General features: G+C 32.0%; 15 protein-coding genes, 1 riboswitch and 1 other annotated feature. Of the genes, 2 read left to right on the plus strand and 13 right to left on the minus strand.

Going from position 1 to position 24,964, the window contains the following annotated elements:
- Positions 1-25: 25 nt before the first annotated feature.
- The 13 genes from D4Z93_RS10020 to proS all read right to left on the minus strand — a co-directional run bounded on the left by D4Z93_RS10020 (position 26) and on the right by proS (position 23,487).
- Positions 26-400: a desulfoferrodoxin gene (locus D4Z93_RS10020; protein WP_119973194.1), complete on the minus strand. Its 375-nt coding sequence runs from the start codon at positions 398-400 to the stop codon at positions 26-28.
- Positions 401-9,073, minus strand: a complete 8,673-nt coding sequence (locus D4Z93_RS10025) for a glycoside hydrolase family 94 protein (RefSeq protein WP_119974309.1) — start codon at positions 9,071-9,073, stop codon at positions 401-403.
- 106 nt (positions 9,074-9,179) lie between these two features.
- A complete protein-coding gene (gene lysA, locus D4Z93_RS10030) occupies positions 9,180-10,478 on the minus strand; it encodes a diaminopimelate decarboxylase (RefSeq protein ID WP_119973196.1) in 1,299 nt (432 codons plus the stop codon).
- Between the two features lie 18 nt (positions 10,479-10,496).
- Positions 10,497-11,699, minus strand: a complete 1,203-nt coding sequence (locus D4Z93_RS10035; RefSeq protein ID WP_119973198.1) for an aspartate kinase — start codon at positions 11,697-11,699, stop codon at positions 10,497-10,499.
- 130 nt (positions 11,700-11,829) lie between these two features.
- Positions 11,830-12,029, minus strand: a riboswitch (Lysine riboswitch).
- Between the two features lie 167 nt (positions 12,030-12,196).
- Positions 12,197-12,649, minus strand: a complete 453-nt coding sequence (locus D4Z93_RS10040; protein ID WP_119973200.1) for a hypothetical protein — start codon at positions 12,647-12,649, stop codon at positions 12,197-12,199.
- A 1-nt stretch (position 12,650) separates the two neighbouring features.
- Entirely contained in the window at positions 12,651-13,454 is an 804-nt protein-coding gene (locus D4Z93_RS10045; RefSeq protein WP_119973202.1) for a DUF3100 domain-containing protein, read from the minus strand.
- Positions 13,448-14,785 carry an amidohydrolase gene (locus D4Z93_RS10050; protein WP_119973204.1) on the minus strand — a complete coding sequence of 446 codons (1,338 nt, stop codon included), beginning with the start codon at positions 14,783-14,785 and terminating at the stop codon, positions 13,448-13,450. Before D4Z93_RS10050 ends, D4Z93_RS10045 begins: the two co-directional genes overlap by 7 nt.
- Before the next feature lie 269 nt (positions 14,786-15,054).
- Positions 15,055-15,216, minus strand: coding sequence for a zinc-ribbon domain-containing protein (locus D4Z93_RS10055; RefSeq protein ID WP_119973206.1), 162 nt, complete (start codon positions 15,214-15,216; stop codon positions 15,055-15,057).
- Positions 15,217-15,383: 167 nt separating this feature from the next.
- Positions 15,384-16,436 carry a [FeFe] hydrogenase H-cluster radical SAM maturase HydE gene (hydE, locus tag D4Z93_RS10060; protein WP_119973208.1) on the minus strand — a complete coding sequence of 351 codons (1,053 nt, stop codon included), beginning with the start codon at positions 16,434-16,436 and terminating at the stop codon, positions 15,384-15,386.
- Between the two features lie 45 nt (positions 16,437-16,481).
- The gene (locus tag D4Z93_RS10065) at positions 16,482-18,611 is read right to left on the minus strand and encodes a HelD family protein (RefSeq protein ID WP_119973210.1); all 2,130 of its coding nucleotides are present in this window, start codon (positions 18,609-18,611) and stop codon (positions 16,482-16,484) included.
- Positions 18,612-18,652: 41 nt separating this feature from the next.
- Positions 18,653-20,485, minus strand: coding sequence for an ATP-dependent zinc metalloprotease FtsH (gene ftsH / locus D4Z93_RS10070; RefSeq protein WP_119973211.1), 1,833 nt, complete (start codon positions 20,483-20,485; stop codon positions 18,653-18,655).
- Between the two features lie 141 nt (positions 20,486-20,626).
- Positions 20,627-22,018, minus strand: coding sequence for a dipeptidase PepV (gene pepV, locus D4Z93_RS10075; RefSeq protein ID WP_119973213.1), 1,392 nt, complete (start codon positions 22,016-22,018; stop codon positions 20,627-20,629).
- Between the two features lie 32 nt (positions 22,019-22,050).
- On the minus strand, positions 22,051-23,487 hold the full coding sequence (proS, locus tag D4Z93_RS10080; protein WP_119973215.1) for a proline--tRNA ligase: 1,437 nt from the start codon (positions 23,485-23,487) through the stop codon (positions 22,051-22,053).
- Between the two features lie 55 nt (positions 23,488-23,542).
- Positions 23,543-23,759: a binding site (T-box leader), on the minus strand.
- Positions 23,760-23,902: 143 nt separating this feature from the next.
- Here proS and D4Z93_RS10085 point away from each other — a divergent pair.
- Both D4Z93_RS10085 and D4Z93_RS10090 read left to right on the plus strand, forming a co-directional pair.
- Entirely contained in the window at positions 23,903-24,331 is a 429-nt protein-coding gene (locus tag D4Z93_RS10085; protein WP_119973217.1) for a hypothetical protein, read from the plus strand.
- 50 nt (positions 24,332-24,381) lie between these two features.
- Positions 24,382-24,963 carry a LysE family translocator gene (locus D4Z93_RS10090; protein WP_243105932.1) on the plus strand — a complete coding sequence of 194 codons (582 nt, stop codon included), beginning with the start codon at positions 24,382-24,384 and terminating at the stop codon, positions 24,961-24,963.
- Position 24,964 lies beyond the last annotated feature (1 nt).

Here is a 24,964-nt window from a genome sequence, read left to right on the forward strand (position 1 = left end):
ACTAAATAAAAAAATTGTCAATACTTTATTTTCTCCATAAACCGTGTACATTGCAGTATTCTCTTGCACATAACACTTCTGAATCCACCTTGAATATCGCCTCAGGTTTTTCATTTGGTCTTAAATATTTTCTACAAATTTTGTTTGGTGTATGAACTTCAATCCATTCAATGTAATGGCCGTCTTCCATTGAATGTTCTTGTTCTCCTACTTTTACATATACCCCGTCTTGAATTTTCTCTATAACAGGAACATGTTTTTCATGTGATGCATCAACTGTGTTTTCATCCATAAGTTTCATTTCTCTTCCACAACATATTAAAGTACCTTTCCCTTGGTGAACGACTTCAATTACATTTCCGCATACTTCACATTTGTATATCTGCTTTATCTCTGTCAACTACAATCCCTCCTTATTTTTAAAATTAACTTCAACTACATGCTCTCCATCTTCAAAAAATGGTATTATATCACCCTTGATTAATTTTCCATCAACTATAATAGACTCTTCCTGACTTCTTTTAGCAGTTATAATATATCTACATTCCCCTCTTATGTAATCTATACTATAACTTTTCCATTCATCCGGTACACATGGATTTACAGTGAAACCATCTTTGCCTTTAAAATTAAAACCTAGTATTCCCTGTATTCCGGTTCTATACATCCAACCTGCTGCCCCAGTATACCACGTCCAGCCACCTCTTCCAACATGAGGATCAACTGCATATACATCCGCAGCCATAACATAAGGTTCAACCTTGTAAGTTTGGCAGTCTAAATACGAAATTGAATGATTTATCGGATTTATCATATTAAATATTCTCCATGCCTTGTTATTATATCCCATTTCAATTAATGCAAGCACTACCCAAACAGCTGCATGTGTATACTGTCCTCCATTCTCTCTCACTCCCGGAATATAACCTTTTATATATCCAGGATTAAGTGAAGATTTGTCAAATGCAGGGGTTAAGAGCTTTACTATTCCTTTATTGTAATCCACAAGATTTTTCTCAAGCGCATCCATTGCCTCTACTGCCCTTGATTTCTTGGCTGCCTTTGATATAACTGCCCATGACTGTGAAATTGAGTCTATTTTACATTCATCATTTTTAACAGATCCAAGAGGAGTTCCATCATCAAAATATGCCCTTCTATACCAGCTCCCATCCCACGCATTTTTTTCTAAATTCTCTTTTATAAATTGTTTTGTTTCAGTGTACCTTTTTACATGGTAGTCATCTTTTTTTGAACCACTTATCGGAATGAATCCATCAAGTATACTATATAAGAACCATGCAAGCCATACACTCTCCCCTTTTCCTTTATTGCCAACACAATTCATACCATCATTCCAATCTCCGGATCCCATAAGCGGTATATTGTGTTTCCCAAATTTAAGTGATCTGTCTATTGCTTTTATACAGTGTTCATATATGCTGCCAACTTTATCAGACACTTTTGATATATTATATCTTTCATCTTCACCATTTTTAAGTGGTTCATCTTCCAGATAGCTTGAGTTCTCGTCTAAAATACTATAATCACCAGTATTTTTTAAATAATCTATAATTACATATGGAAGCCACAGCAAATCATCTGAAAATCTCGTTCTTATACCACTCTCAACTATTGGATGCCACCAATGCTGTACATCTCCATCTACATATTGTCTTGAAGCACTGTATATTATGTGATCTCTAGTGATTTTAGAATCTGCATATTCTACTGCCATTACATCCTGAAGTTGATCCCTAAATCCATATGCTCCTCCGGATTGATAAAATGCTGTCCTTGACCAATATCTACAAACTATTACTTGATACAATAACCATCCATTTAGCATTATGTCCATAGATTTATCGGGTGTTTTAACTTTTATATTACCTAAAAGCCTCTTCCAATAATTAATTGAGTCATTTAATACCTTTGAACTTTGCACAGGATAAGAATATTTATTAATAATATCTTCTATTTTAGCAAAATCAGAGTTTTGACCAAGGATTATCAATATTTCCTTTTCTTCATCTGGCCCTAAATCAATTTTTACATTTTGGCACATGCAAGGATCCATACCTGCACCAATATGATTTGAGAAGTTTTTATACATTAATCCATTAGGTTTTTCTATACTCCCACCTCTTCCAATGAATTCTTTTCTATCACCTGTATACGAGAGCTCACTACCACTATATATCTTGGAATAACATATTAAATTTCCAAAATGTTCACTATACGGATTTCTAGCATACATATAATTTTGATCATTATTAAAACCAGTATAAATATATTGTGCTGTGCTTTCATGAGTTACTCCAAGTACAAGTTTAGCATAATATGTTACAGATAATTTTCTCTTTTCATCAGAATAATTTTTAAGCTTAACTTTAAATAATTTTACACTTTCATCCATATCTACAAATGAAGTCATACTGCCTAAAATTCCATAAGCCTTATGCCTGAAATTTGAATACCCAAAACCATGTTCAATTAAGTATTCCCCATTGTCATTTATAGGTTTGGAAGATATGCTCCAAAGCTTTCCAGTATTTTCATCTCTTATATAAACTGCTTCTGCTTCATCATCAACCACAGGATCATTCGACCATGCCGTGAGCTTATTTTCTCTGCTGTTTTTATTCCATGTATATGAAACTCCACTTTCAGAAATATGAAAACCAAACTCTTTGTTTGAGATTACATTTATCCATGGAGCTGGTGTTGTTTCTCCATTTTTAAGCAATATAATATATGAATTATTTTCTCTTTCGAATCCTCCTATACCATTAAAACAATCAAGCTCAGGAATTTTAAATTTTGAATCCGGGTATTTATATTTTTTTAAATCGTACTTAATCGGCTCTAATTCTATTTTTTCATCTATTTCTTTAAGTTTCATCTGAGAAATTACAGATTCATTACCACAATCAAGCACAATTCTCGCTATACCAAACATAAACTCAATATCATCTTCCTGCATTGTAGATCTATTATACAGAAAAATTCCTCCATCTTTATTTTTATTATTTCCTGTACAATTTGAGTTTATAACACTCACAATATAGTCTTGAAGCTCCTGAAGATATGAACTGCTTTTTAAATTCAAAATAAGTAAGTCCACCTTAAGACCCTTTACTTTCCAATATTCGTGTGCTTTCAAAATTCTTTTAAGCATATTTATATCTTTGTAATCAGTTATTATAGCAATAACTATTGGAAAATCTCCTGAGATACCATATTTCCAGAGTGAAGATTGCCCTTTTTTAATATTTTCTATATACTTTTCTCTATCAGCCATAAGTGCGCTTAGAAACAATATTCTGGAAGCTACAATTTGATATATATTAGCTTGAGCAGATTTTATTCCAAGATAATTGAGTTCAAGTTGAATTCTAGGCCATGCCAATTCAAATTCTCTATTTACATTCTTTATATCATGATATTTTTTAGCCAATTCAATTACCTGTTCCCTAGAATCGGCCATTCCAGTAGTAAATGCCAATTTAAATGTCTGACCTTTTTCTACCATAATTCTAACTCTCATACTTATTATAGGATCTATTACAGATCCAACTCCCAATTTTAACTCAAAATCACTATCCATGGAAACCGGATTAGTAAGATTTCTTCCTCTTCCTATAAAATTTGCTCTACTAGTTTCATATTGTATGTGCCCTACATATTCTCCATCCAATGCAACTGTTTGCATCATCCAGTGCTGCTGTCCATCGTTTACTCTTAATCTTCTATTTGCAATTATGCACCCAAAATCTGAATTATACTCAGTCTGTATAAACAAATTTCCAAAAGCAGGGTGGACTAAATCTGCATTATATGGTGACATTGTTATTTCACAATAACTGGTTATTTCAATTTCCCTTAAGTGTTCGCTCTGATTTGTTATTGATATGTTTCTAATTTCAGCATTATCTTCACTGGATACAATAACATCCGTATGAGTTACTATATTCCCATCCTTTCTTTCAAATTCAGCCTTGTCGAGTGAAAATCTTACCTTATAATTTTCACCCTCATATTTACATGGTTCATAGGTTGAAGACCAATATTCATTGGAATTTATATTCTTTATATATATGAACATCCCCTTATTATCATTTGTAACATCCTCTCTCCACCTATATATCATTATGTCATCTTTTTTTGCATATCCACTTCCTCTATTTGTAACCATGACAGAAAAATCTCCATTAGACATAATATGAGTTTCAGGTATTTCAGTTAATGCTGTATCAAAATTTCTAACTATATTTTGATTTTCAATTCTAACTTCAGAAGAATCATCCGCTTTCTCTTTTTTATTATATATAATTGTTTTCGGAACTTTTTCTTGTAACAATAATTCTGTGGCCTTTACCCTTGGGAGCTCATGAAATCTAATCTGAAGTATATTATCATTCAAAACATTGTCAAATGCCATCAAACTCATTCCCTGATGATGAACCATGAAACATTTCACAATAGCTTTATTTTTATCCTTTGGAATTCTACTCTTTGTATAATCTACTGATTCATAAAAACCATACCTTCCCTCCATACCTGCCTTTCTAAGTTTTTCAATGTTACTAAAAGAATCCTTTAAATCGAGTTGAAGTGCCATTGCAGAGGAATATGGTGAAATTACAATATCATCCATAAGTCCTCTCTTCAAACCCATGCCTGGAACACCGAAGGCTTTATATTGATAATTCAAATCTACATCAAAATCATAAAATGCGGCTTCAGAAATACCCCATGGTATGTTTTTTCTATAGCAGTATCTCTTCTGACCCTCTATCACAGATTTATAGGTTTCATCCATAAGTGTATCAGGATAATTTTTCATAATAAGCAGCGGCATAAAATATTCAAACATAGTACCACTCCATGATACTAAAGCTTTACTCTTTCCAACCGTAGTGAGTGATCTATTAAGCCTAAACCAATGTGCCTGATTGACATCTCCTTTTGCTATTGAAACAAAACTTGCCTGCCTTGCCTCAGATGCCATAAGATCATAATAAGATTTATCTATACTTCCAATTTCACAATTATACCCTATACTAAACAATTGTTTTTTTTCATCATATAACAATCCAAAGTCAGTTTCTTTTGAGATATTCAAAAGCTTTGATTGAATATTCTTTATACTGTATACTAAATTTTTTATTTCATTTTTACTGTTTTCTATCAATTCCTTAAATATTCCAGCATTTCTTTTTTGTATGTTAAAGTCTGGTGACTCTATTTGATATTTTAGCTTCAAATCATCTATCTTGTCACATAATTTATTTATTGGCTCTTTTAATATGATTTTATTAATTTGAACTTTAAAATCGTAAAATTCATCACACTTATTTGAAAAAATATCCATCCAAGGAAATATAATTTGTATTTGATTTATATGTTTACTTATGGCAATTTTTACTTTATTATTCCAATACAGTTTCTCACCCTGTAAATTTTTTTGAATATACAAACATTTACTCCAAATATCAAGAAGCTCACATTTCCATAAATTCAAGTCGAATTCAGAATTTTTAAGCTTATCTATACTATTTAAATAGAAATCTTTTAAATCTAATTTTTTTTCTATCTCATAATCAGCCAATACAAGAGTGTCTATTAACCCGGAGACTAAATTATCGCTTATTATAGGCATATTTAGATAATCACTTAATGCTTGATACACAAGCCATACATATCCAATTAAATTTCCGCTGTCAACTGTAGATACATATCTGGGATACAAAGGATTCTTCGTTTTAGTATCATACCAATTTAGAAAGTGGCCATCAAATCTTTCCAGACCCTCCATACTTTTTATTATCTTGTTAAGCCTTTCTTTTAATTCCACTATTCCAATATAACCCATATCATAAGCTACAACATTAGAAGTCAATCCCATTCCAATATTAGTTGGAGAGGTTCTGTGTGCCACACCATTATTTGGTACCTCTTGATAATTATCTGGTGCAAGCCAATTATTTTCGCAATTTACAAAATCCTCAAAATATGCCCATGTTTTTCTACTTAATCTTCTAAGAACTTTAACTTCATAATCCGTGAGTTCACTCGATTTTTTAACTTGATCCTTGCTTATTTTATAAGCTATCCATGGACTCAAGAGCCATAAAATTACTGAAGGCATAAGCAAAATTCCTGTATCAATTGAATCTTTAAATGCTGCTGCAGCAATTATCAAACCTATTAAACTTGCAGCTATCATATTTCTTATATAATCTGATAAGTCTTTTCCTGTACTTGCCTCTGCATCAGCAGAAGTCTGCCATTCAAGCAAATTCTTTCTACTTATCAAAAGCCTATATAATGTTCTAAATACTGCATCAAGCATTAGATAAGCTTGATAAGGTAAAAAACAAAATATCAAAAATACCTGCTCAACAGCATTTTTTGAGCTGTTTATTTTACCAGTAAGTGCTATTCCTGTATTAGGTGATACAACACTTTCAGAAACATCAAATAATATAGGACATAATACTGAAATAAATGCTATAACAAGCCACTTATCAGGATTTTTAAAAATAAATAAACTCAATACAACAAGTATTATTATTGATGGTGCTATAAGGCTTCTTCTTAAATTATCAAATATTTTCCACCTTGATAGCAAATTCAATGAACCTTTCTTGAAAAGCCATGGGATTAGCTGCCAGTCTCCCCTAACCCACCTGTGCATCCTTTTACAGCTTGAAATATAATATGCAGGATATCCATCTATAAGTTCAACATCTGTAAGCAAAGCGGCTCTAACATATGACCCTTCAAGCAAATCATGGCTTAATACAGTATTTTCAGGTATTTCATCTTTTAGAATACTAGAAAATACATCTATATCATAGATTCCCTTTCCTGTAAAAATACCCTCTGAAAATAAATCTTCGTATACATCCGATATAGCATTTGTATATAAGTCCATACCAGTTTCACCTGAAAATATTTTTGAGAATATAGTCTTGTTGGCACTTAAGTTTGAAATGCTTACTCTAGGCTGCATAAGAGCATGACCTCTTAATACTTTTTTAGTTTTCATATTAACATAAGGTCGGTTTAATATATGAGCCATTGCGCCCACTAATTTTTTTGCACTATCTCTTGGAAGTTCCGTATCAGCATCCAATGTTATTATATATTTTAACTTGTTCAGGTTATTTATATCACCACTTACAACATCATAACTTGTATTCTTGCTTCCCTTTACAAGTTCGTTAAATTCCATTACCTTGCCACGTTTTCTTTCCCAGCCAAGCCATATTCCTTCCTTTTTATTATATTGTCTATATCGGTTAAAAAAGTAAAATATATCTCTATTGTCATGTGAATACTTGTTGTTTAAATTTTTAACAAGCTCAAGTGCCAAGTTTACTATGCCTTCATCACTTTTTTGATGTTCTTCCCTGCTGTCCTTAAAATCCCCGAGGATTCCAAAATATATATTGCTTCCACCATTGGCTAGATAATAAACTTCCATCTGCTCGAATAGTTCTCTTACTTTTTTTTCATTATTTAATAATGTTGGTATTATAACCATAGTACTAAATTCTTTAGGTATACCTTCTTCAAAATTCATTTTAGGTACGAATCTCGGTTCTACCAATTTGCTTACACTCCAGTTAAATATAGATATTATCATTTCACTAACTGGAATTAACACTGCTATGAAAGCTAATATATATTTCCACAATACAGGTTTAAAATCATAATTATATATTAAAGTTACTATTGCAGAAGAAACAAATAATGTACTTAAAATCATGAATACTACATAAGTTACATGACTTACATCTATAAAGTTAGTACTTATAAATTTCAATTTATTTTTATTAAGTCCTATTTTTTTACTTAAAAGATTTATTCCATCATCTACTATAAAATATCCAACATGTTTTTGATATTCATTAATTTCAACTTTGTCCGAGTATTCTTTCGCACACTCAATAGCTTTTTTAGCAATAAAAGACTCTGGAAAGTTAACATACCTGGATATTTTCTCTATAACATGCCTATAATAATCCCTGGACTTAAAATCCATATTTTGATATATATGTGACGGATCCCCTCTTAAAATATTTTCTACATAACTTAATTCTTCAAAACTATATTTCCAATTCAATGATCCAATCTCTCTCATACTTGTTATTGAATTTCCTATAGATAATTGATAACTAAGTTGTTTTTGATGTTCCACCAGGACAATTCTATTTGTGTCAGTTTCAAGTGCATCTAGCTTTTCATCTATCCACTTATATACAAACTGACTCTCAACCTCATTATCTCTCATTGTCTTTAAAATTCTCTCAACAAGATGAGGGGTTAATTTAATATTTAAAGATGATATTTTTTGTAATTCCTCTTTTTCATTATTGCTATTAACCGCTTTAATTATATCTTCTGCTATTCTTTCAGCTTTTTCCCTTTCAGTTTGTGCAAACACAATTCTCTGAGTTATCTTACTTATATTTTGAATAAGGGCTATTTTAATCATAGTTGGAAGAGCCCAAAGTTCTCCACTTGTCAAAACACTATTTTTTTGGTATGCCTTTATAAATGTTTTTATAACATCTTCATCTATCTTCCCATCAGTATATGAGATCATTTCGACCGCTATGTAATAAATTCTTGGATATCCTTTCATAATTCCTTTACTTATAACAGGAATATCCTTATAACATTCCCTCGGCATATTCTTTTTTATATTTGCATACTCTCTCTGTATTAAATATAAATTATCCAAAATCCATTCACCACACTGAAGTACATCCTTCTTATTTCTAAATTTTTCATCTATATAATCATTACCATTAAGTATTTTTTTGTAACTTTCGTCTAGATTCTTTATTAATTTATGTTTACAACTGTTCTTTATCGCAATATCAAGGTGAGCAGATATCTCAATCGCATGCTTTTTTAACTCTTCCTTACTTGCATTCATGCTAGGCATATCTTCAATTATATCGCTTCCACTGTTATTATATTCAGACCTCCTTGATATCAAATATAGAAACAATAAAATTACACATGTGGCTAAAATATAATAAATCACAAAAACCATCCTTTCACACAAAAAAGAATTTCCGATTTATTTATTATCTCCATAAAATCCGTTAATATTATAAAAAAATACTGTGGATATTTTTTAATCCACAGTATTTTTTATACTACAAAAGAATTTCATTTTCTATCAATTGTTCAAAGCTCTGTCGCCTGCAAATAAGTTTACTTTTTCCACCCTTAACCATAACCACTGCAGGCTTAGGTATTTTATTATAGTTATTACTCATAGAATAACCATATGCTCCCGTTGTAAATACAGCAAGTATATCACCACTTTCAGGCTTTGAAATTAAAATATCATTAAGTAATATATCTCCAGATTCACAGCACTTTCCAGCAACAGCTATTTTCTCTTTATACTCACTGTCAACATTATTTGCGATTACACATTCATATTCTGCATTATATAATGATGGCCTTATATTATCGGTCATTCCTCCATCAACAGATACATACTTTCTAACATTTTCTATTTCTTTTATTGAACCAACTGTATATAAGGTAGTACCTGCATTCCCTATAATTGATCTCCCAGGTTCTATAACGAGAGTAGGCAGTTTTATGTCCAATTTTTTTGAAATACTTATCGCCTTAACGAGTATACTTTTGCAAAACTCTTCTATCTTTTTAGGTTTATCTTCTTTAGTATAATAGATTCCAAATCCTCCTCCAAGATCAAGTTCATTTATGTCATAGTTTAACTCATCTTTAATCTTTCTAATAAATGAAAGCATAATTTCAACTTCTTTTTCATACGGTTCAATTTCAAATATTTGTGATCCAATATGGCAATGAAGTCCTTCTATCTTTATATTAGGAAGTTTCAAGGCTTTTTTAACTGCCTTAATTGCATCTCCGTTTGGAAGAGTAAAACCAAATTTTGAATCAATCTGTCCTGTCTTTATATAATCATGAGTATGAGCCTCTATTCCTGGAGTTATTCTTAAAAGTATACTTTGAATTACATTATTTTCTGCTGCAATAGAATTTATATTTTCAAGTTCATAAAAATTATCAACTACAAATCTTCCCACTCTGGAATTTACTCCCATTTCTACTTCTTCTATAGTCTTATTATTTCCATGAAAATATATTTTTTTTGGAGGAAATCCGCTTTTAAGTGCAGTATATAATTCTCCTCCAGAAACAACATCCAAATTTAATCCTTCTTCATTTATTATCTGACACATAGCCGTAGTCAAAAACGCCTTCCCGGCATATGCTACTTTATTTCCACGTTCATCTACTTTAAAAGAATTATAATATTTTTTGCATTGGCTTCTTACAAGAGCCTCGTCAATTACATAAAGTGGAGTTTTAAATTCCTTTGCAAGCTCCCGGGTGCTTACCCCTCCAATGAGTAATGTATTGTCATTTACCTCCATAGTGCCAACTAACTTCATTACACTCTCCTCCTAATATTACAGATTGAATTCCTTAGCTACAATATTTATTGCTTTAATCTTATCTCCCTGTTTTATAGCGCATGTAATTCTTATCTCCGATGTAGTTATCATTTTAACTTCTATATTATTCTGACTTAAAAGCTTAAGCATTTTAGCTGCAACTCCGGATGTAGTTTTCATTCCTATACCAACTACAGAAAATTTAGTTACATCTTCATCTATAGCTATATTAGACTTGTCACTACAAAATTGATTTATAATATCAAGTCCCTCCTTCAAATCGGTTTTTGGTATAGTAAATGATAGATTAACTTTACCATCTATTGGTGCAGTTTGACTTATCATGTCTATATTTATCCTCTTTCCTGCAACCCTCTCAAATAAATCTGATATTAAATTTATATCATTTTTTATCTCCTTTATTGTTATAGCAACATCCTCATCACTTGTAGCAAGTCCTGTTATAGGTTTACTCTCCATATTCACTTTATTCAACCCCCTAATTATAGTTCCTTTTACATTACTATTACTTAAACCAACATAAATTGGTATATTATACTTCTGTCCGAGTTCTATAGATCTAGAATGCATTACCTGTGCTCCCAGACTAGAAAGTTCAAGCATTTCTTCATAATCTATTTCTCCAAGCTTTTTAGCATTTTTATATTTTCTAGGATCAACACTATATATCCCGTCAACATCAGTATATATTTCACATATACCATTCAGTTTTACAGCTATGGCAACAGCCGTAGTGTCTGATCCTCCTCTTCCAAGAGTTGTTATGTTTCCTTCTTTATTTATACCCTGAAAACCCGCTATAATTACTATTTTTCCTTCTTTTAAGCTGCTTTTTATATTCTTTCCATCTATATCCTTGATAAGAGCTTTACCATACTCACCAAATGTTTCTATCCCTATCTGATATGCTGTATAACTTACAGCATCATATCCCTTATCCTTGATTGCCATAGCAAGAAGACTCGCCGAAACCATTTCTCCTGTGGATAGAAGTGCATCCAATTCCCTTTTATCTGAATTTTGAGTAATATTACCGGCAAGCGATATCAAATTATCTGTAGTATCTCCCATTGCCGATACTACTACAACCACATCATTTCCAGCCTCCTTTTTCTTTATTACAGTTTCCGCAACATTCTTAATTTTTTCAACATTCTTAACAGAACTTCCTCCATATTTTTGAACAACAACAGCCATAGTATTTACACTCCCTTAATCAGTTTCTTACAAAGAAACATACCTTTAAATAATTTAGTTAAATATAAAAATAAATACAGCAAAGGGACACCTTTGCTGCATATAAGTATTCTCTGCAACCATACAAGTGTACCTTTGTAGCTCTCCACTAGCAAAAACATATAATGACTACAAACAAAAATGTTTTTAGTGACAGCTTTATATATATTCTATATAAAGCCAGAAGATAATTTTGCCAAATTACTTTCTTCGGCCGCAATTCCTTTTTTTATTTATCATCATCCGCCAACTAAAATAAATACTTATAATTGCAGCACCTCTACCCTAAGGTAAGTTTCTTTATACTTTTTATTAAATTGTTCTTAGTGTATCATAAATATTAATGCGTTGCAAGTTATTTTTTTATAAATATATTATTAGCATGCAATAATGTTCAATGCATTACCTCAAGAGATGTTCTCAAGATTAATTCATAGAAATAACCTCGAAATTCGATTTTATATTTTACCTGTAATTTTTAAGACAACCTGTGCAATTAAAGTTGCAAATATAAAAGTTCCTGTATAAACTGTAAGAGCTACGATCACTATTTTCCAGCTTAGTTCCTTGAAAAGTTTCAAATCCTTGCCAAGAGAAAGGCCGGCAAAAGCCAAAACTGGTGTTGTAAGCGCCAGCATATTTATTTTGTCCAAATACTGTTTGTCCAAATAGGCACCATAAGGATTAAGAGGACATGTTACTAAAACAGCCACTATGGATACCCAAAATACTATTGGAAGGTTAATTGGAATGATCTTCTTTATTATAATCCCAGCTAAAGTAATACAAACCAATATTAACATTCCAATAAATCCAACCTTTAAAGGTACTTTATCATTTATACTGTTCCCAATGAGTGCAATTATTCCAACTCCAAATAAAATAGCAGCTTCCCGAGTCAATTTCTTCATTTTAACTTTCCCCTTCCCTTTTTCTATTTTTTCCAATCCTAGGCTGCAGCCAGTCATAGAATTTATTTGCAACTGGCAGGGAAATAAATAATGTAAAATATATTCCTATTATAGTAGTAAGTAAATTGGAAGCTGCTGAAAAACTTGCTATCTCTTTAGCTTCTGATGGAAATACCGCCGCAATAGCACCTGAAGCCGCTGCCATCATACTTCCAGATCCAACTCCCGATCCCATGGCAAGAGCCAGAGGATTAAATATCTTAAGAGATCCCATATATCCTGCAAGAAGTCCGATATAAGCCGCACCAAACAATGTTCCACAAATATATATTCCCATAACTCCATGTCCTTCCGGAGAATCCATACCATATTTTTCCGAAATTATAGCTATATTGGGCTCACGATCGATTGAGAAAGTAGCTCCTACAGCTTCACGCCCAAGTCCAAGCAAAATAGCTATTGGAAGTCCCAGAATAACAGTTCCGAAAAAATGTCCAAGTTCCTGGAAACAAAGCGCCCAGCCTGATTCAATGAGAGCAACTATAGAAGGCCCCATGGTAGTACCTATTTTAGCTACAAAAAGTATTACCGCAATTCCCATAATTTCGTTAGATAGGCTCATCTCTTTGTTAGAGATCAGCTTTAATTTCGGAAGGCTTATAATAACACCCATTATTAAGGCAAATAACATTGGTAAAAATATAAGATATCCAGGTCCAAGCTTAATTTTTTTCTCTCCTATGAATTCACATATTACGACTAGTAGAAAAGCCAGTAAAAAAATTTTAAGATATTTTTTCAGCATCTTTCTCCTCCTATTACTTTATTAAATCCACTCAGAATTTTTAAATATTCCTTTTTAGACAATTGAGGTCTAAATTTTTCAATTACATATCTGGCTTTTTCTGCATTATCAGTCAGTAGATCTATTACAAGCATTGCAAATAATTTAGCGGGAAGCACACAGGCTGAATAGTAATCCTCAACATTGAAGTCTTTTTCATGAAGACTACCACTGATTCCACCTACGTAAGGGTGTATACTCGGAAGTATCTGGGATACATCTCCCATATCAGTAGAAGCAAAAAAATGTCCTCCATCGAGTATACTGCCTTTAGGTAAAATTTTACTGCAATTATGTCTATATATATCATTTAATTCCTGTGAACATTCAAGCGGAAGATATCCCGGTATTGTTCTTATAATAGTTTTAGCACCTACTGCATCTCCTCCAGCCTTAAGGGCCCTATCAACTTTTTCACTTGTATTTACCATAGCATCTATGGTCCTTGCACGAACGTAACTTTCAATTCTGACATCATCAGGAATGCTGTTTACTACATCTCCACCTTTTGTAATAATAGAATGAAATCTTACATAATCTTCATCTTTAAAGGTTTCTCTCAAGGCATTTACACCTATAAGTCCAATCATTGCAGCATTTAATGCATTTACACCCTGCTCCGGTGCTTCAGCTGCATGAGCTGCTTTTCCTATGTACTGTATAGTCTTTGCCAGGAATCCATTACTGGATTTTCCAATTAATATCGCAGGATCCGGACAATTCTTCAGGGAATGCATCATCACAGCTATATCCACATCATCAAATTCGCCTTGATATATGAGTTCCTGTTTGCCCCCAAAGAAATGAATTTTTCCCTGCTGTATAAGTTTCTGTCTGTAATCAAATTCAATACATTCTTCCGAAGGTACTGCCATAAAGGTCACATTTCCATTTAATCTGTCAGAAATTCCAGACAATTTCAGACCTATAGCTGAACCAATTAAAGCTCCGAGTTGAAGGTGATGTCCACAGGTATGAGCTGCCCCTGTTTCAGGATCTGTATTCTTATTTCCCCTGCATATGACAGCATCCATCTCCCCAAGGATAGCTATATTTATACCATTATGTCCATCCTTCAATTTTGCCTTTACTCCAGTAACAGCTAATCCATCTCTGTATTTCAAGCCTATGTCATCAAAAATATTTTTCATCTTTTCAGACGTCTTCTTTTCTTTAAATCCTAATTCCGGTTCTTTTTCCACAGATTTTGAAAAGCTTATTATCTTTTCGGAATTGTCATCAATAGCTTTACATACCTTCTGCTTCAATTTTTCAATTTCCTTAGCATCCATATAAAATACCCCCCTATTGCATCAAAAAAATATATGACTCAAGATTAGCCATAAACAATATTAAGCATATCTATTCATACTTATTTATGAATGGCATGCTCTTTATATTTACACATTAATACTATATGGGATATTTATTAAAATATTACTTTTGATGTGTTTTAAATCTTAGTGATACTACATTTAAAGATGAGATTGCGCCCATGCTGAACGCACATAAAAAAACCTATAAGGTAGACCTTACAGGTTTATAATTTACAAAAATTATACTATTTTCTAAATCCTCTGTTCTGTTGTTTTCTTGCTTTTCTACATTCAGGACATCTTTTAGGTTCATTTTCAAAACCTTTTTCTTTGTAGAATTCCTGTTCACCTTCTGTGAATACAAATTCTTTCCCACAATCTTTACAAACTAAAGTTCTATCTGCCATTTTAACATTCCTCCTTTTCAATAAATTTAAGATTTAAAAATTGACTCACATTACGCTCCTAAAAAGAAGAAATGTTACTCATACATTAAATCTTTCCATACCAACAATATAATAATCAATTATTAGTTTTAGTATACCATACTTGCAAAATACAGGCAATACTTAATTTAATTAATAACCCTTCTTTTTACTCTGAAACCTTTTCCTGTTCCTATACTTCTACCTATCGACTGTATTTTATATGTAATACATCCCTTGCAGTGTGAGGGTGTATCACCAGTACATATTTTTCCAGGATAAAGCGCATATAATTTTCTATATTCACCTTCTGTTACATTTGGCATGACTACATTTGCACCACTTTGAAGCCCGATTATTCTTCCATTTGGATTTAGTGCCTCCATGGCAGTAGTTGCCGGGATATTAGCATCTGGTATTAAAAGTCTTGTAAGGGCCATAACCTTCAAACTCATTATAAAGTTTCCCTCAACCTTGCAATCTTTTAATGGGGTATCTTTATTTGGTATAAATGGTCCAAGTCCAATCATATCCGATCCTATGTCTTTAAAGAATAAAATATCATCTGCCAGGGACTCAACCGTTTGATCCGGCAACCCAACAAGACATCCTGTCCCAAGTTCATATCCGAGTTTTTTTAAATTTTTAAGACACTCTTTTCTATTTTCATGACTCATACCAGGATCCATGTTTTCATACAATCCCTTATCAGTTGTTTCAATTCGCATTAAATATCTATCTGCTCCGGCATCTCTGTATGCTTTATATTCTTCATATGTCTTTTCTCCAATGCTCAAAGTGACAGCCACATCCATCTTTTTTATATTTGATATTATATATCTTAGTTTATCTATAGTATAATATTCATCTTCTCCTGACTGCATAACTATAGTCTTATATCCATATTCAACTGCCTTAGATGCAAACTTTATGATTCTTTCTGGTGTTAGCCTGTACCTTTTTATATTTTTATTCGATGATCTCAGACCACAATACAGACAGTTTCTCTTGCATATATTAGAAAATTCTATAATTCCCCTTAGGTGAACTTCATCTCCAACATATTTCTTTCTTACTCTGTCTGCAGCTTTAAATAATTCATCATTGCAATATTCATCTTCAAGTATCATAACTAACTCATCTTTATCAAGATCATGTTTTCTCTCCGCCTTTTTTATTAGACTTAATATAGAATCATTCATCTGCCATAAATTCCTTTCCCTTTTTAAAAGTTTTTTATCAAAAATTCAGTTTTTATAATTATATACGTGCAATTCATGAAGTGCTCTAGTAGCCATTACATACTTCAATTTTTTATCATCTTTATAGTTTGAGTAATCATTTATAAGAATAACTGAATCAAATTCAAGTCCCTTTGCAAAATATGATGGAATTATAACTTCACCACTGGAATACAGTATATCCTCACTACTAAATATAGTTATATGATATTTACTTTTTATACGATTTCCAAGCTTCATAGTCTGCTTAATGTCTTTACAAATTACAGCTATGCTTGCATAACCTTTAACCTTTAAACTCTTAATATCTGAAATTATCTCATCTACAAGCTCATCTTCACTTAATACGTCCTTTTCTAACACATTTTCTCCATTCCTAACAAAAGGTACTTCACCACTATAATCTATAAATTTGTTTGCATACTCCATTATCTGCTGTGTAGACCTGTAACTTTTTAATAAGTTAAATTGTTCCATATCAAACCCATTAAAAACGTATGTTAAATTAGACATAGGTATCTCACCTTCAACAGGCAAAATTCTCTGATTGCTATCTCCAACTATGGTAAATGACTTACAATTAGTAAGTTCTTTTATAACAGTAAATTGAAGCATGGAATAATCCTGAGCCTCATCTATAACCACATGTCTTATATTCTGTTTAAATTTTATACCTTCTAATTTTATCTTTAGATATATTATAGGTGCTAAATCATCATATATCAATTCATTAAATGAAAAGTTATCTTTATTAAATCTTTTATATATATCTACAACATCTTCGTTTTCAAGCCATGATAATTTTTGTTTTATAAGCATAACTTCTCTTATAACATCCCGTATGGCATTTTTCCTTTTGAACATGAGATTACTTAGTTCATTGTTTAGTTCCTCTTCAGACATTTTACTCTTTTTTTTCTTATATCTTGCTTCTATGGCTCTCACAAGCCTGTCTCTCTCATCTCTGATTTTAGAAAAAATAATGATTTTCACCTTTTTATTTCTTCTAAATAAAGGCATATATTTGAAGTAATTATCAAACATCTCTTTAATTTCATACTCACTAACTATAATTTTATCATAAAACTTAACATCTTCTATGTTAAAATATTCATAATCAAGCTTATCTACTAATGAATCCAATTTTTGTATATAGTTAAGTGATCCTTTAAAAATTATAGAATCACGCATTCTTTTATCATTTTCCAATACTTTTTCCATATAATCTTGAAAATTCATAGTCTTTTCTTTTAAATTTATAATATCTAATGCAAAATCCTCAAACGTAGTTTGTCTAACACCAACTTCGCCTAAACTTGGAAGTACAGTTGATATATAATCCATAAATATACTATTTGGGCCTATTATTAAAACTTTATCCTGAAGTTTATCTCTGAAATTATATAATAAATAAGCAACTCTATGGAGAGCTATTGTAGTTTTGCCAGTTCCTGCAGCTCCATTTACAACTACAACTTTATTCTTGGACTGCCTTATTATTTTGTCCTGCTCAGCCTGAATTGTCATAACTATATCTTTTAATTTGTCACCTGCATTTTGGCTTAAAACCATTTGAAGTATCTCATCTTTAACATCCATGCTTGAATCAAACATTCCAACAAGCTTTGAATTTTTAATTATAAACTGTCTTTTAGATATAATATCAGCCTTTATCATTCCCATAGGAGCATTATATGAAATCTCTCCAAGTTTACCGGCATAAAATATAGAACTTATAGGTGCCCTCCAATCAACAATTACAGGTTCCTCTTCTCCTTCTTTATTTAAGCCAAATCTACCTATATATATAGTGCTTTTTCCAAATTTATCCACAAAATTAGCTTTTCCAAAATATGGTGTTTTGTTGAGAATAGTAAGCTCTCTAAGCTTCCTATCCATTATTTTAAATGCTTCCTCTTTGGCAAAAGCCTCATGATCAAAATATTCTGTTATTTTATCTTCATCATCTTCGTATTCCTCAAGATTTTTTTTCCTCAAATCAAGTATATATTGAGCTATTTTCTTTCTTTTCTCAATAAACTCGAGCATCTGATTTTCTATCTCATGAAATACATAATTAAGTCTTTTATTCTCAATATCAAACTGAATCTTTTTATTTAGTTTACTATCATTCATAATATATACCTCATTACACATTTTGACCTAATTGAATAATATTATTCAACAATCTCATTATCTTTATTTACATTCACAAGAGCCATAAATTCTTCTCCCATAAGAGTTTCTTTATCTATCAATATTTCCGATACCTTAGTTAATAATTCTCTATTTTCATTAAGTATTTTATTTGCTCTAATATGTGCATCCCTTATTATTTTTAACGTTTCCTCATCTATAGCCGTCGATGTTTCCTGACTACAATTTTGGACAGGCCTTCCATCTAAATATTTATCCTGAACAGATTCAAGTCCCATCATATCAAATCTATCTGTCATTCCATATATTGTAACCATGCTTCTGGCAGTTTGCGTAGCCTTTTCTATATCATTTGAAGCTCCAGTAGAAATACTATTAAATTCAACCTCTTCAGCTGCTCTTCCACCAAGCATCACACATATCTGATCAAGCATTTCATCCTTACTATTAAGATATTTTTCTGTTGGAAGCTGTCTTGTATATCCTAAAGCACCCATAGTAGTTGGTACTATAGTTATCTTGTGAACAGGATCTGTATGTTTTAAAAGTGCAGCTATAAGCGCATGACCAACTTCATGAAAAGCAACTTCTCTCTTCTCTCTCTTAGAAAGTATCCTATCTTTTTTCTCTTTTCCAGCAATAATCACCTCAACTGCTTCTTCAAGATCTTCCTGTATTACTTCAGTTCTATTTTTCTTAACAGCTCTTAATGCAGCTTCATTTATAATGTTGGCAAGATCAGCCCCTACAGCTCCTGGCGTTGACTTTGCAATATCCAATAAATTTATGTCGTGGGATATTTTAACTCCCCTTGTGTGTACCTTAAGTATCTCTTCTCTTCCCTTTAAATCAGGTCTATCAACTATTACCCTTCTATCAAATCTTCCTGGTCTCAAAAGAGCCTTGTCAAGTACTTCAGGCCTATTTGTAGCAGCTAATATTACAACACCTTTTGATGAATCAAATCCATCCATTTCAGAAAGCAGCTGATTTAAAGTTTGTTCTCTCTCATCGTTAGTAGACATATTATTATCTCTGCTCTTACCAATTGCATCTATTTCATCTATAAATACTATGCAGGGAGCTTTTTGCTGCGCCTGCTCAAACAAATCTCTGACTCTGGAGGCACCCATTCCCACAAACATTTCCACAAATGCAGATCCTGTTATAGAGAAAAATGGTACCTTAGCTTCACCTGCTACAGCTTTAGCAAGCAGGGTTTTTCCCGTTCCCGGAGGTCCAACAAGTAGTGCTCCCTTTGGGAGTTTAGCACCTATATCAGTATATCTTGTTGGATTATGTAAGAAGTCAACTATTTCAACTAAAGATTCCTTTGCCTCTTCTTGACCTGCAACATCATTAAAAGTAACTCCGGTCTCACTTTCTGCATATATTTTAGCTGTATTTTTGCCAAATGACATTACTCCATTCCCTATTTTTTTATCAAGTCTTCCAAGGAGAAGCTTACCTAAAAGCAGAAAAATTGCAACCGGCAGGACCCAATTTATAAGAAAGCTCCTAATAGGACTGTTTTCCTGTGGAATTCCTCCATATTTTACTTTAGCTGAAGTCAACCTTTTCACAAGATCAGGATCATAAATTCTCTCTGTGTATAATGTCTTCTGTTTCTGACCGGAAACAGCTTTAGGTATTACAACAAGCTTATCTCTTGATATTTGAACTTCTTCTATTTTGTTCTGGTTTATATAGTTTATAAAATCACTGTACTTTATATGTTCCGTTTTCAAATTAACAACATAATCATTTAAAACAAATACTACAATAGCAACAACAACTGCATAATATATTGCATACTTTATCTTATTGCCATTAAACTTTTTATCATTAAACATTCTTAGCAGCCTCCAACATACATTTTTCTGTATTTTACTACTTCTATTCTAATATAACAATATATATTTTTCAAAACATATATATTATACAAAAAGAAATTAAAGAATAAGCCCAAAAACTTATTCTTTAATTTAAAATTTCTATTTTGCTAATTCATAGATGGCATTTGCATAAATTTTAGCATTTAAAATTAAATCTTCTAATTTAACATATTCGTTAGTTTGATGATCGAGATCTGGTTCTCCAGGTAAAATAGGTCCGAAGCCAACAATATTTGCCATTTCCTTTGCATAAGTTCCTCCACCTATTGCAAGTAATTTTGCCTCTAAACCTGTTTGCTCAGTATATACTCTTTGCAGTGATTTTATAAGTGGATGATCTTTAGGAAAATATAATGGTTTTTGATGCATCATATTTTTAATTTCTATCTGTGTTCCCTTAAGCCTATTTTCAATTTCATTCATTACTTTGTCGTAATCATATGTTACAGGATATCTAACATTTACACTTATAGTTACTCTGTCCTTATCCATCGATATTTTCCCTACATTAAATGTAAGTTTACCAGATTCCTCATCTTTAATTCCTATTCCAAATGATTCACCAGAAGTTTCAAAGCCAACATGTTTATTAAAAAATTCTATATATTCTCCTATATCTGATTTTTCAATCGGAAGTGTTCCTAAAAGTTTGAACATCTGCATTATCGAATTTTTCCCAAGTTCAGGTAAACTGCCATGTGCTGCCAAACCTCTGGACTTGATAACTATAGAATCTCCATCAACCTCATATTCTATATCATAGCTATTTTCACTTATAAACTTACCTATAGCATTCTTTAATGCCTCAAGTTCTTTTGAACTAATTCTACATTCACAATAATCCGGGACCATATTAGGTCTGTCTCCGCCATTTATATACTCTATATTGACAGCACTATTATTAACTTTAAGTTCCTTATCAAAATCAAATATAGTTATACCTTTTTCAGCATGAACAATTGGATACTCTGCATCCGGAGTAAATCCAGCTACTGGATCCTTTTCCCTTTTATTGTAATATTCCATTTCATGGCAGCCTGTTTCCTCATTAGTTCCAAAAATTATTCTAACTCTTTTTGAAAGTTTAATATCTAAATCTTTGATTGCCTTTAATCCATAAAGAGCAGCTACAATCGGTGATTTATCATCCATTGTTCCTCTTCCATACATTTTTCCATCATGTATTTCAGCTGCATATGGAGGATATTTCCACCCATTTCCTTCAGGCACTACATCAAGATGTCCAAGGACAGCAACATAGTCTTCTCCCTCACCATATTCTGCATATCCTATATAGCCATTCATATTTACAGTTTTAAAACCTAGTTTTTGTGATATGTCAAGTGCCTTTTCAAGTGCCGTATTTACTTCTTCCCCAAATGGTTTGCCATCTTTAGGTTCACCCTCAACACTTCTTATTTTGACAAGTTCTCTTGTTGATTCTATTATGTCATCCTTAAACTCATCAACCTTTTTACTTATACTGCTCATAATATCACCCTCCCTATTTATTAAAAGTATATTTAGTATGCTCTTCCCCAGTATACCATTTTATCAGCTTTCTTTCCACAACATACACATGTATCTGATATGTTTTCCTGCTCAAATGGAATACATCTTGAACTCGCTCCCGTAATTTCCTTTATTTTAGATTCACATTCAGCATCTCCACACCACATTGCTTTTACAAATCCGGTTTTATTCTCAACTGCATCCTTAAATTCATCCATATTTACCGCCGTACTAGTTTTTTCTTCCATTACCTTCTTAGCAGCATTAAACATTGACTCATGTATATTATCAAGCAATTCTGTTACTTTCGATTCAATTTCATCCATAGGTACAATAATCTTTTCTCTGGTGTCTCTTCTTACAAGAACGACCTGATTCTTTTCAATATCTTTAGGTCCAACCTCAAGGCGCACTGGAACACCCTTCATTTCATATTCACTAAATTTCCATCCAGGCATCTTATCTGAGTCATCAACTTTAACCCTAACTATCTTAGAAAGCCTTTCTTTAAGTTCGGCCGCTTTATCAAGTACACCGGCTTTATGTTGTGCAACTGGAACTATAATAACCTGTATAGGTGCTATTCTTGGAGGTACTTTTAATCCATCATTGTCACCATGTACCATTATAATGGCACCAATCAAACGTGTTGTTATTCCCCAGGACGTTTGATGTACATATTGAAGTTTTCCTTCTCTATCTAAGAATTGCATACCAAATGCTTTCGCAAAGTTCTGTCCAAGATAATGTGATGTTCCCGCTTGAAGAGCCTTACCATCATGCATTAAAGCTTCTATAGTATATGTTGCATCTCCGCCTGCAAATTTCTCACTTTCCGTTTTTCTTCCTTTTATAACCGGTATTGCAAGTAAGTTTTCAACCACATCCGTATATACATTTAGCATCCTTATAGTTTCTTCTTCTGCTTCTTTTTTAGTCTCATGTATAGTATGACCTTCATTCCATAAAAATTCTGCAGTCCTCAAAAATGGTCTTGTAGTTTTTTCCCATCTTACAACCGAGCACCATTGATTATATAATTTAGGTAAATCCTTATATGATTGAACTATCTTAGCATAATGTTCACAAAATAAAGTTTCAGAAGTAGGTCTGACACACAATTTTTCTGTTAATTCTTCATCTCCGCCTTGCGTTACCCATGCAACTTCAGGCGCAAATCCTTCAACATGATCCTTTTCTTTTTGAAGTAAACTTTCAGGTATAAACATTGGCATATATACATTATGGTGACCAGTTTCTTTAAATCTCTTATCAAGTCCTGCCTGAATATTTTCCCACATAGCATATGCATATGGACGTATTATCATGCATCCTCTTACGCTTGAATAATCTGCTAACTCTGCCTTTTTTACAATATCTGTATACCATTGTGCAAAGTCTTCATCCATTGATGTTATCTGCTCTACTAACTTCTTTTCATTTGACATGTAACCAGCTCCTTATAATTGATTTTTAAATATAAAAAAAGCCCTGAATCCCTAGCATAGGGACCAAGACTATATTTACGGCGGTACCACCCTTATTAACATACAAAAAGTATATTCTCTCATAATTTAACGATCAAAAGACCGCTGTATCCTACTATTATTCAGTACAGAACTCCAAGGTAGGTTCAAAACTGACTTTTTAGGAATTTCCACCAAACTTCCCTCTCTTTAAAAAAGAAACAATCTCTACTAATCCTCTTCTTTGAATTTAAACTTTTTAAAATATACTCTATGATAAATCATACAAAATCAGTTGTCAATAGTTTAATAGATAATTTATATATACTTATTACTATAATACATTGTATTATATAATTACATATGATATATTTTTTATTACGAGGTGAACTTAATTATGACATCAAATAACAGAATAACCCATTCTGGAATCAATAAAATAGACGATTATGTTGAAAGGTTTTCATTGAAAATGCTTATACCTGAAAATGAACGCCAAAATTTCAAATTAGAATTAAAATCTAATGTAATATTTAGTGTTGAAAAACTTCTTTCTGAAGGAGTTGATGAAGAACTCGCATTAAAAACCACATTCGACAATTTTGGTAATACTGATTATATAGAAAACAGTACAAATAATGATATCTCAAATGTCAAGCAGATGAATTCTTCTGCCAAGCTTATAGGCAAATTAATTTCGATTACATTATGCATACTGCTCATAGGTATGTTAATTCAAAAAAATAGATATATGCCAATAGTTGCTATTATAACTATAGTATTCTGCGCCCTATTTATGTATAAAGATAAAAAAATAAAATTTTAATTAAACCTTTTTACACAATATAAATATAAGATTGAAAGTAGGAATTGCACATGTTTATAAACTTTTTTAGTGGAATACTAATAGGTCTCATAACAGGGATGCCACTTGGTCCTATAGGTGCTATATGTCTTAAAAATACTATTAAATTTGGACGTAAATATGGACTTATTTCAGGTTTTGGATCAGCAGTTACAGATAGTATATATGCTGGACTTGCCGCACTTGGTTTTATTTTTATAGAAAGATTTATTCTTATACACCAATTTTATCTTAAAGTACTCGGAGGATCTATACTTATAATTTTCGGTTTTTTCACATTTTTGAGTGAAAAAAAATGTGAAGCTTCTTATACAGTAGAAGATGAGACAGACACAGAAAATATTACCTGCAGTATTTCACCATCTAAAGCTTTTTCCTCAACATTTATAATTGCAATAGCAAATCCTGCAACTATCTTTTCATTCATTGTTGTTTTCACCGGACTACATATGGCAAAAATGCAGGATACTGTAATGGATAAATTAATTATGGTTATCGGTGTATTCACCGGCAGTATGCTGTGGTGGTTAATACTTATCACAGCTGCTGGAAAATTTGCTGATAAATTAGATAAAAAAATGCAAGTATTATAAG

The organism is Clostridium fermenticellae, assembly GCF_003600355.1.
GTDB classification, from domain to species: Bacteria; Bacillota; Clostridia; order Clostridiales; family Clostridiaceae; genus Clostridium_AV; species Clostridium_AV fermenticellae.

Coding starts and splice junctions, on each gene's coding strand:
- D4Z93_RS10025 (WP_119974309.1), bottom strand. CDS start 9,073: ATGGTTTTTGTGATTTATTATATTTTAGCCACATGTGTAATTTTATTG.
- lysA (WP_119973196.1), bottom strand. CDS start 10,478: ATGAAGTTAGTTGGCACTATGGAGGTAAATGACAATACATTACTCATT.
- D4Z93_RS10035 (WP_119973198.1), bottom strand. CDS start 11,699: ATGGCTGTTGTTGTTCAAAAATATGGAGGAAGTTCTGTTAAGAATGTT.
- D4Z93_RS10040 (WP_119973200.1), bottom strand. CDS start 12,649: ATGAAGAAATTGACTCGGGAAGCTGCTATTTTATTTGGAGTTGGAATA.
- D4Z93_RS10045 (WP_119973202.1), bottom strand. CDS start 13,454: ATGCTGAAAAAATATCTTAAAATTTTTTTACTGGCTTTTCTACTAGTC.
- D4Z93_RS10050 (WP_119973204.1), bottom strand. CDS start 14,785: ATGGATGCTAAGGAAATTGAAAAATTGAAGCAGAAGGTATGTAAAGCT.
- D4Z93_RS10055 (WP_119973206.1), bottom strand. CDS start 15,216: ATGGCAGATAGAACTTTAGTTTGTAAAGATTGTGGGAAAGAATTTGTA.
- hydE (WP_119973208.1), bottom strand. CDS start 16,436: ATGAATGATTCTATATTAAGTCTAATAAAAAAGGCGGAGAGAAAACAT.
- D4Z93_RS10065 (WP_119973210.1), bottom strand. CDS start 18,611: ATGAATGATAGTAAACTAAATAAAAAGATTCAGTTTGATATTGAGAAT.
- ftsH (WP_119973211.1), bottom strand. CDS start 20,485: ATGTTTAATGATAAAAAGTTTAATGGCAATAAGATAAAGTATGCAATA.
- pepV (WP_119973213.1), bottom strand. CDS start 22,018: ATGAGCAGTATAAGTAAAAAGGTTGATGAGTTTAAGGATGACATAATA.
- proS (WP_119973215.1), bottom strand. CDS start 23,487: ATGTCAAATGAAAAGAAGTTAGTAGAGCAGATAACATCAATGGATGAA.
- D4Z93_RS10085 (WP_119973217.1), top strand. CDS start 23,903: ATGACATCAAATAACAGAATAACCCATTCTGGAATCAATAAAATAGAC.
- D4Z93_RS10090 (WP_243105932.1), top strand. CDS start 24,382: ATGTTTATAAACTTTTTTAGTGGAATACTAATAGGTCTCATAACAGGG.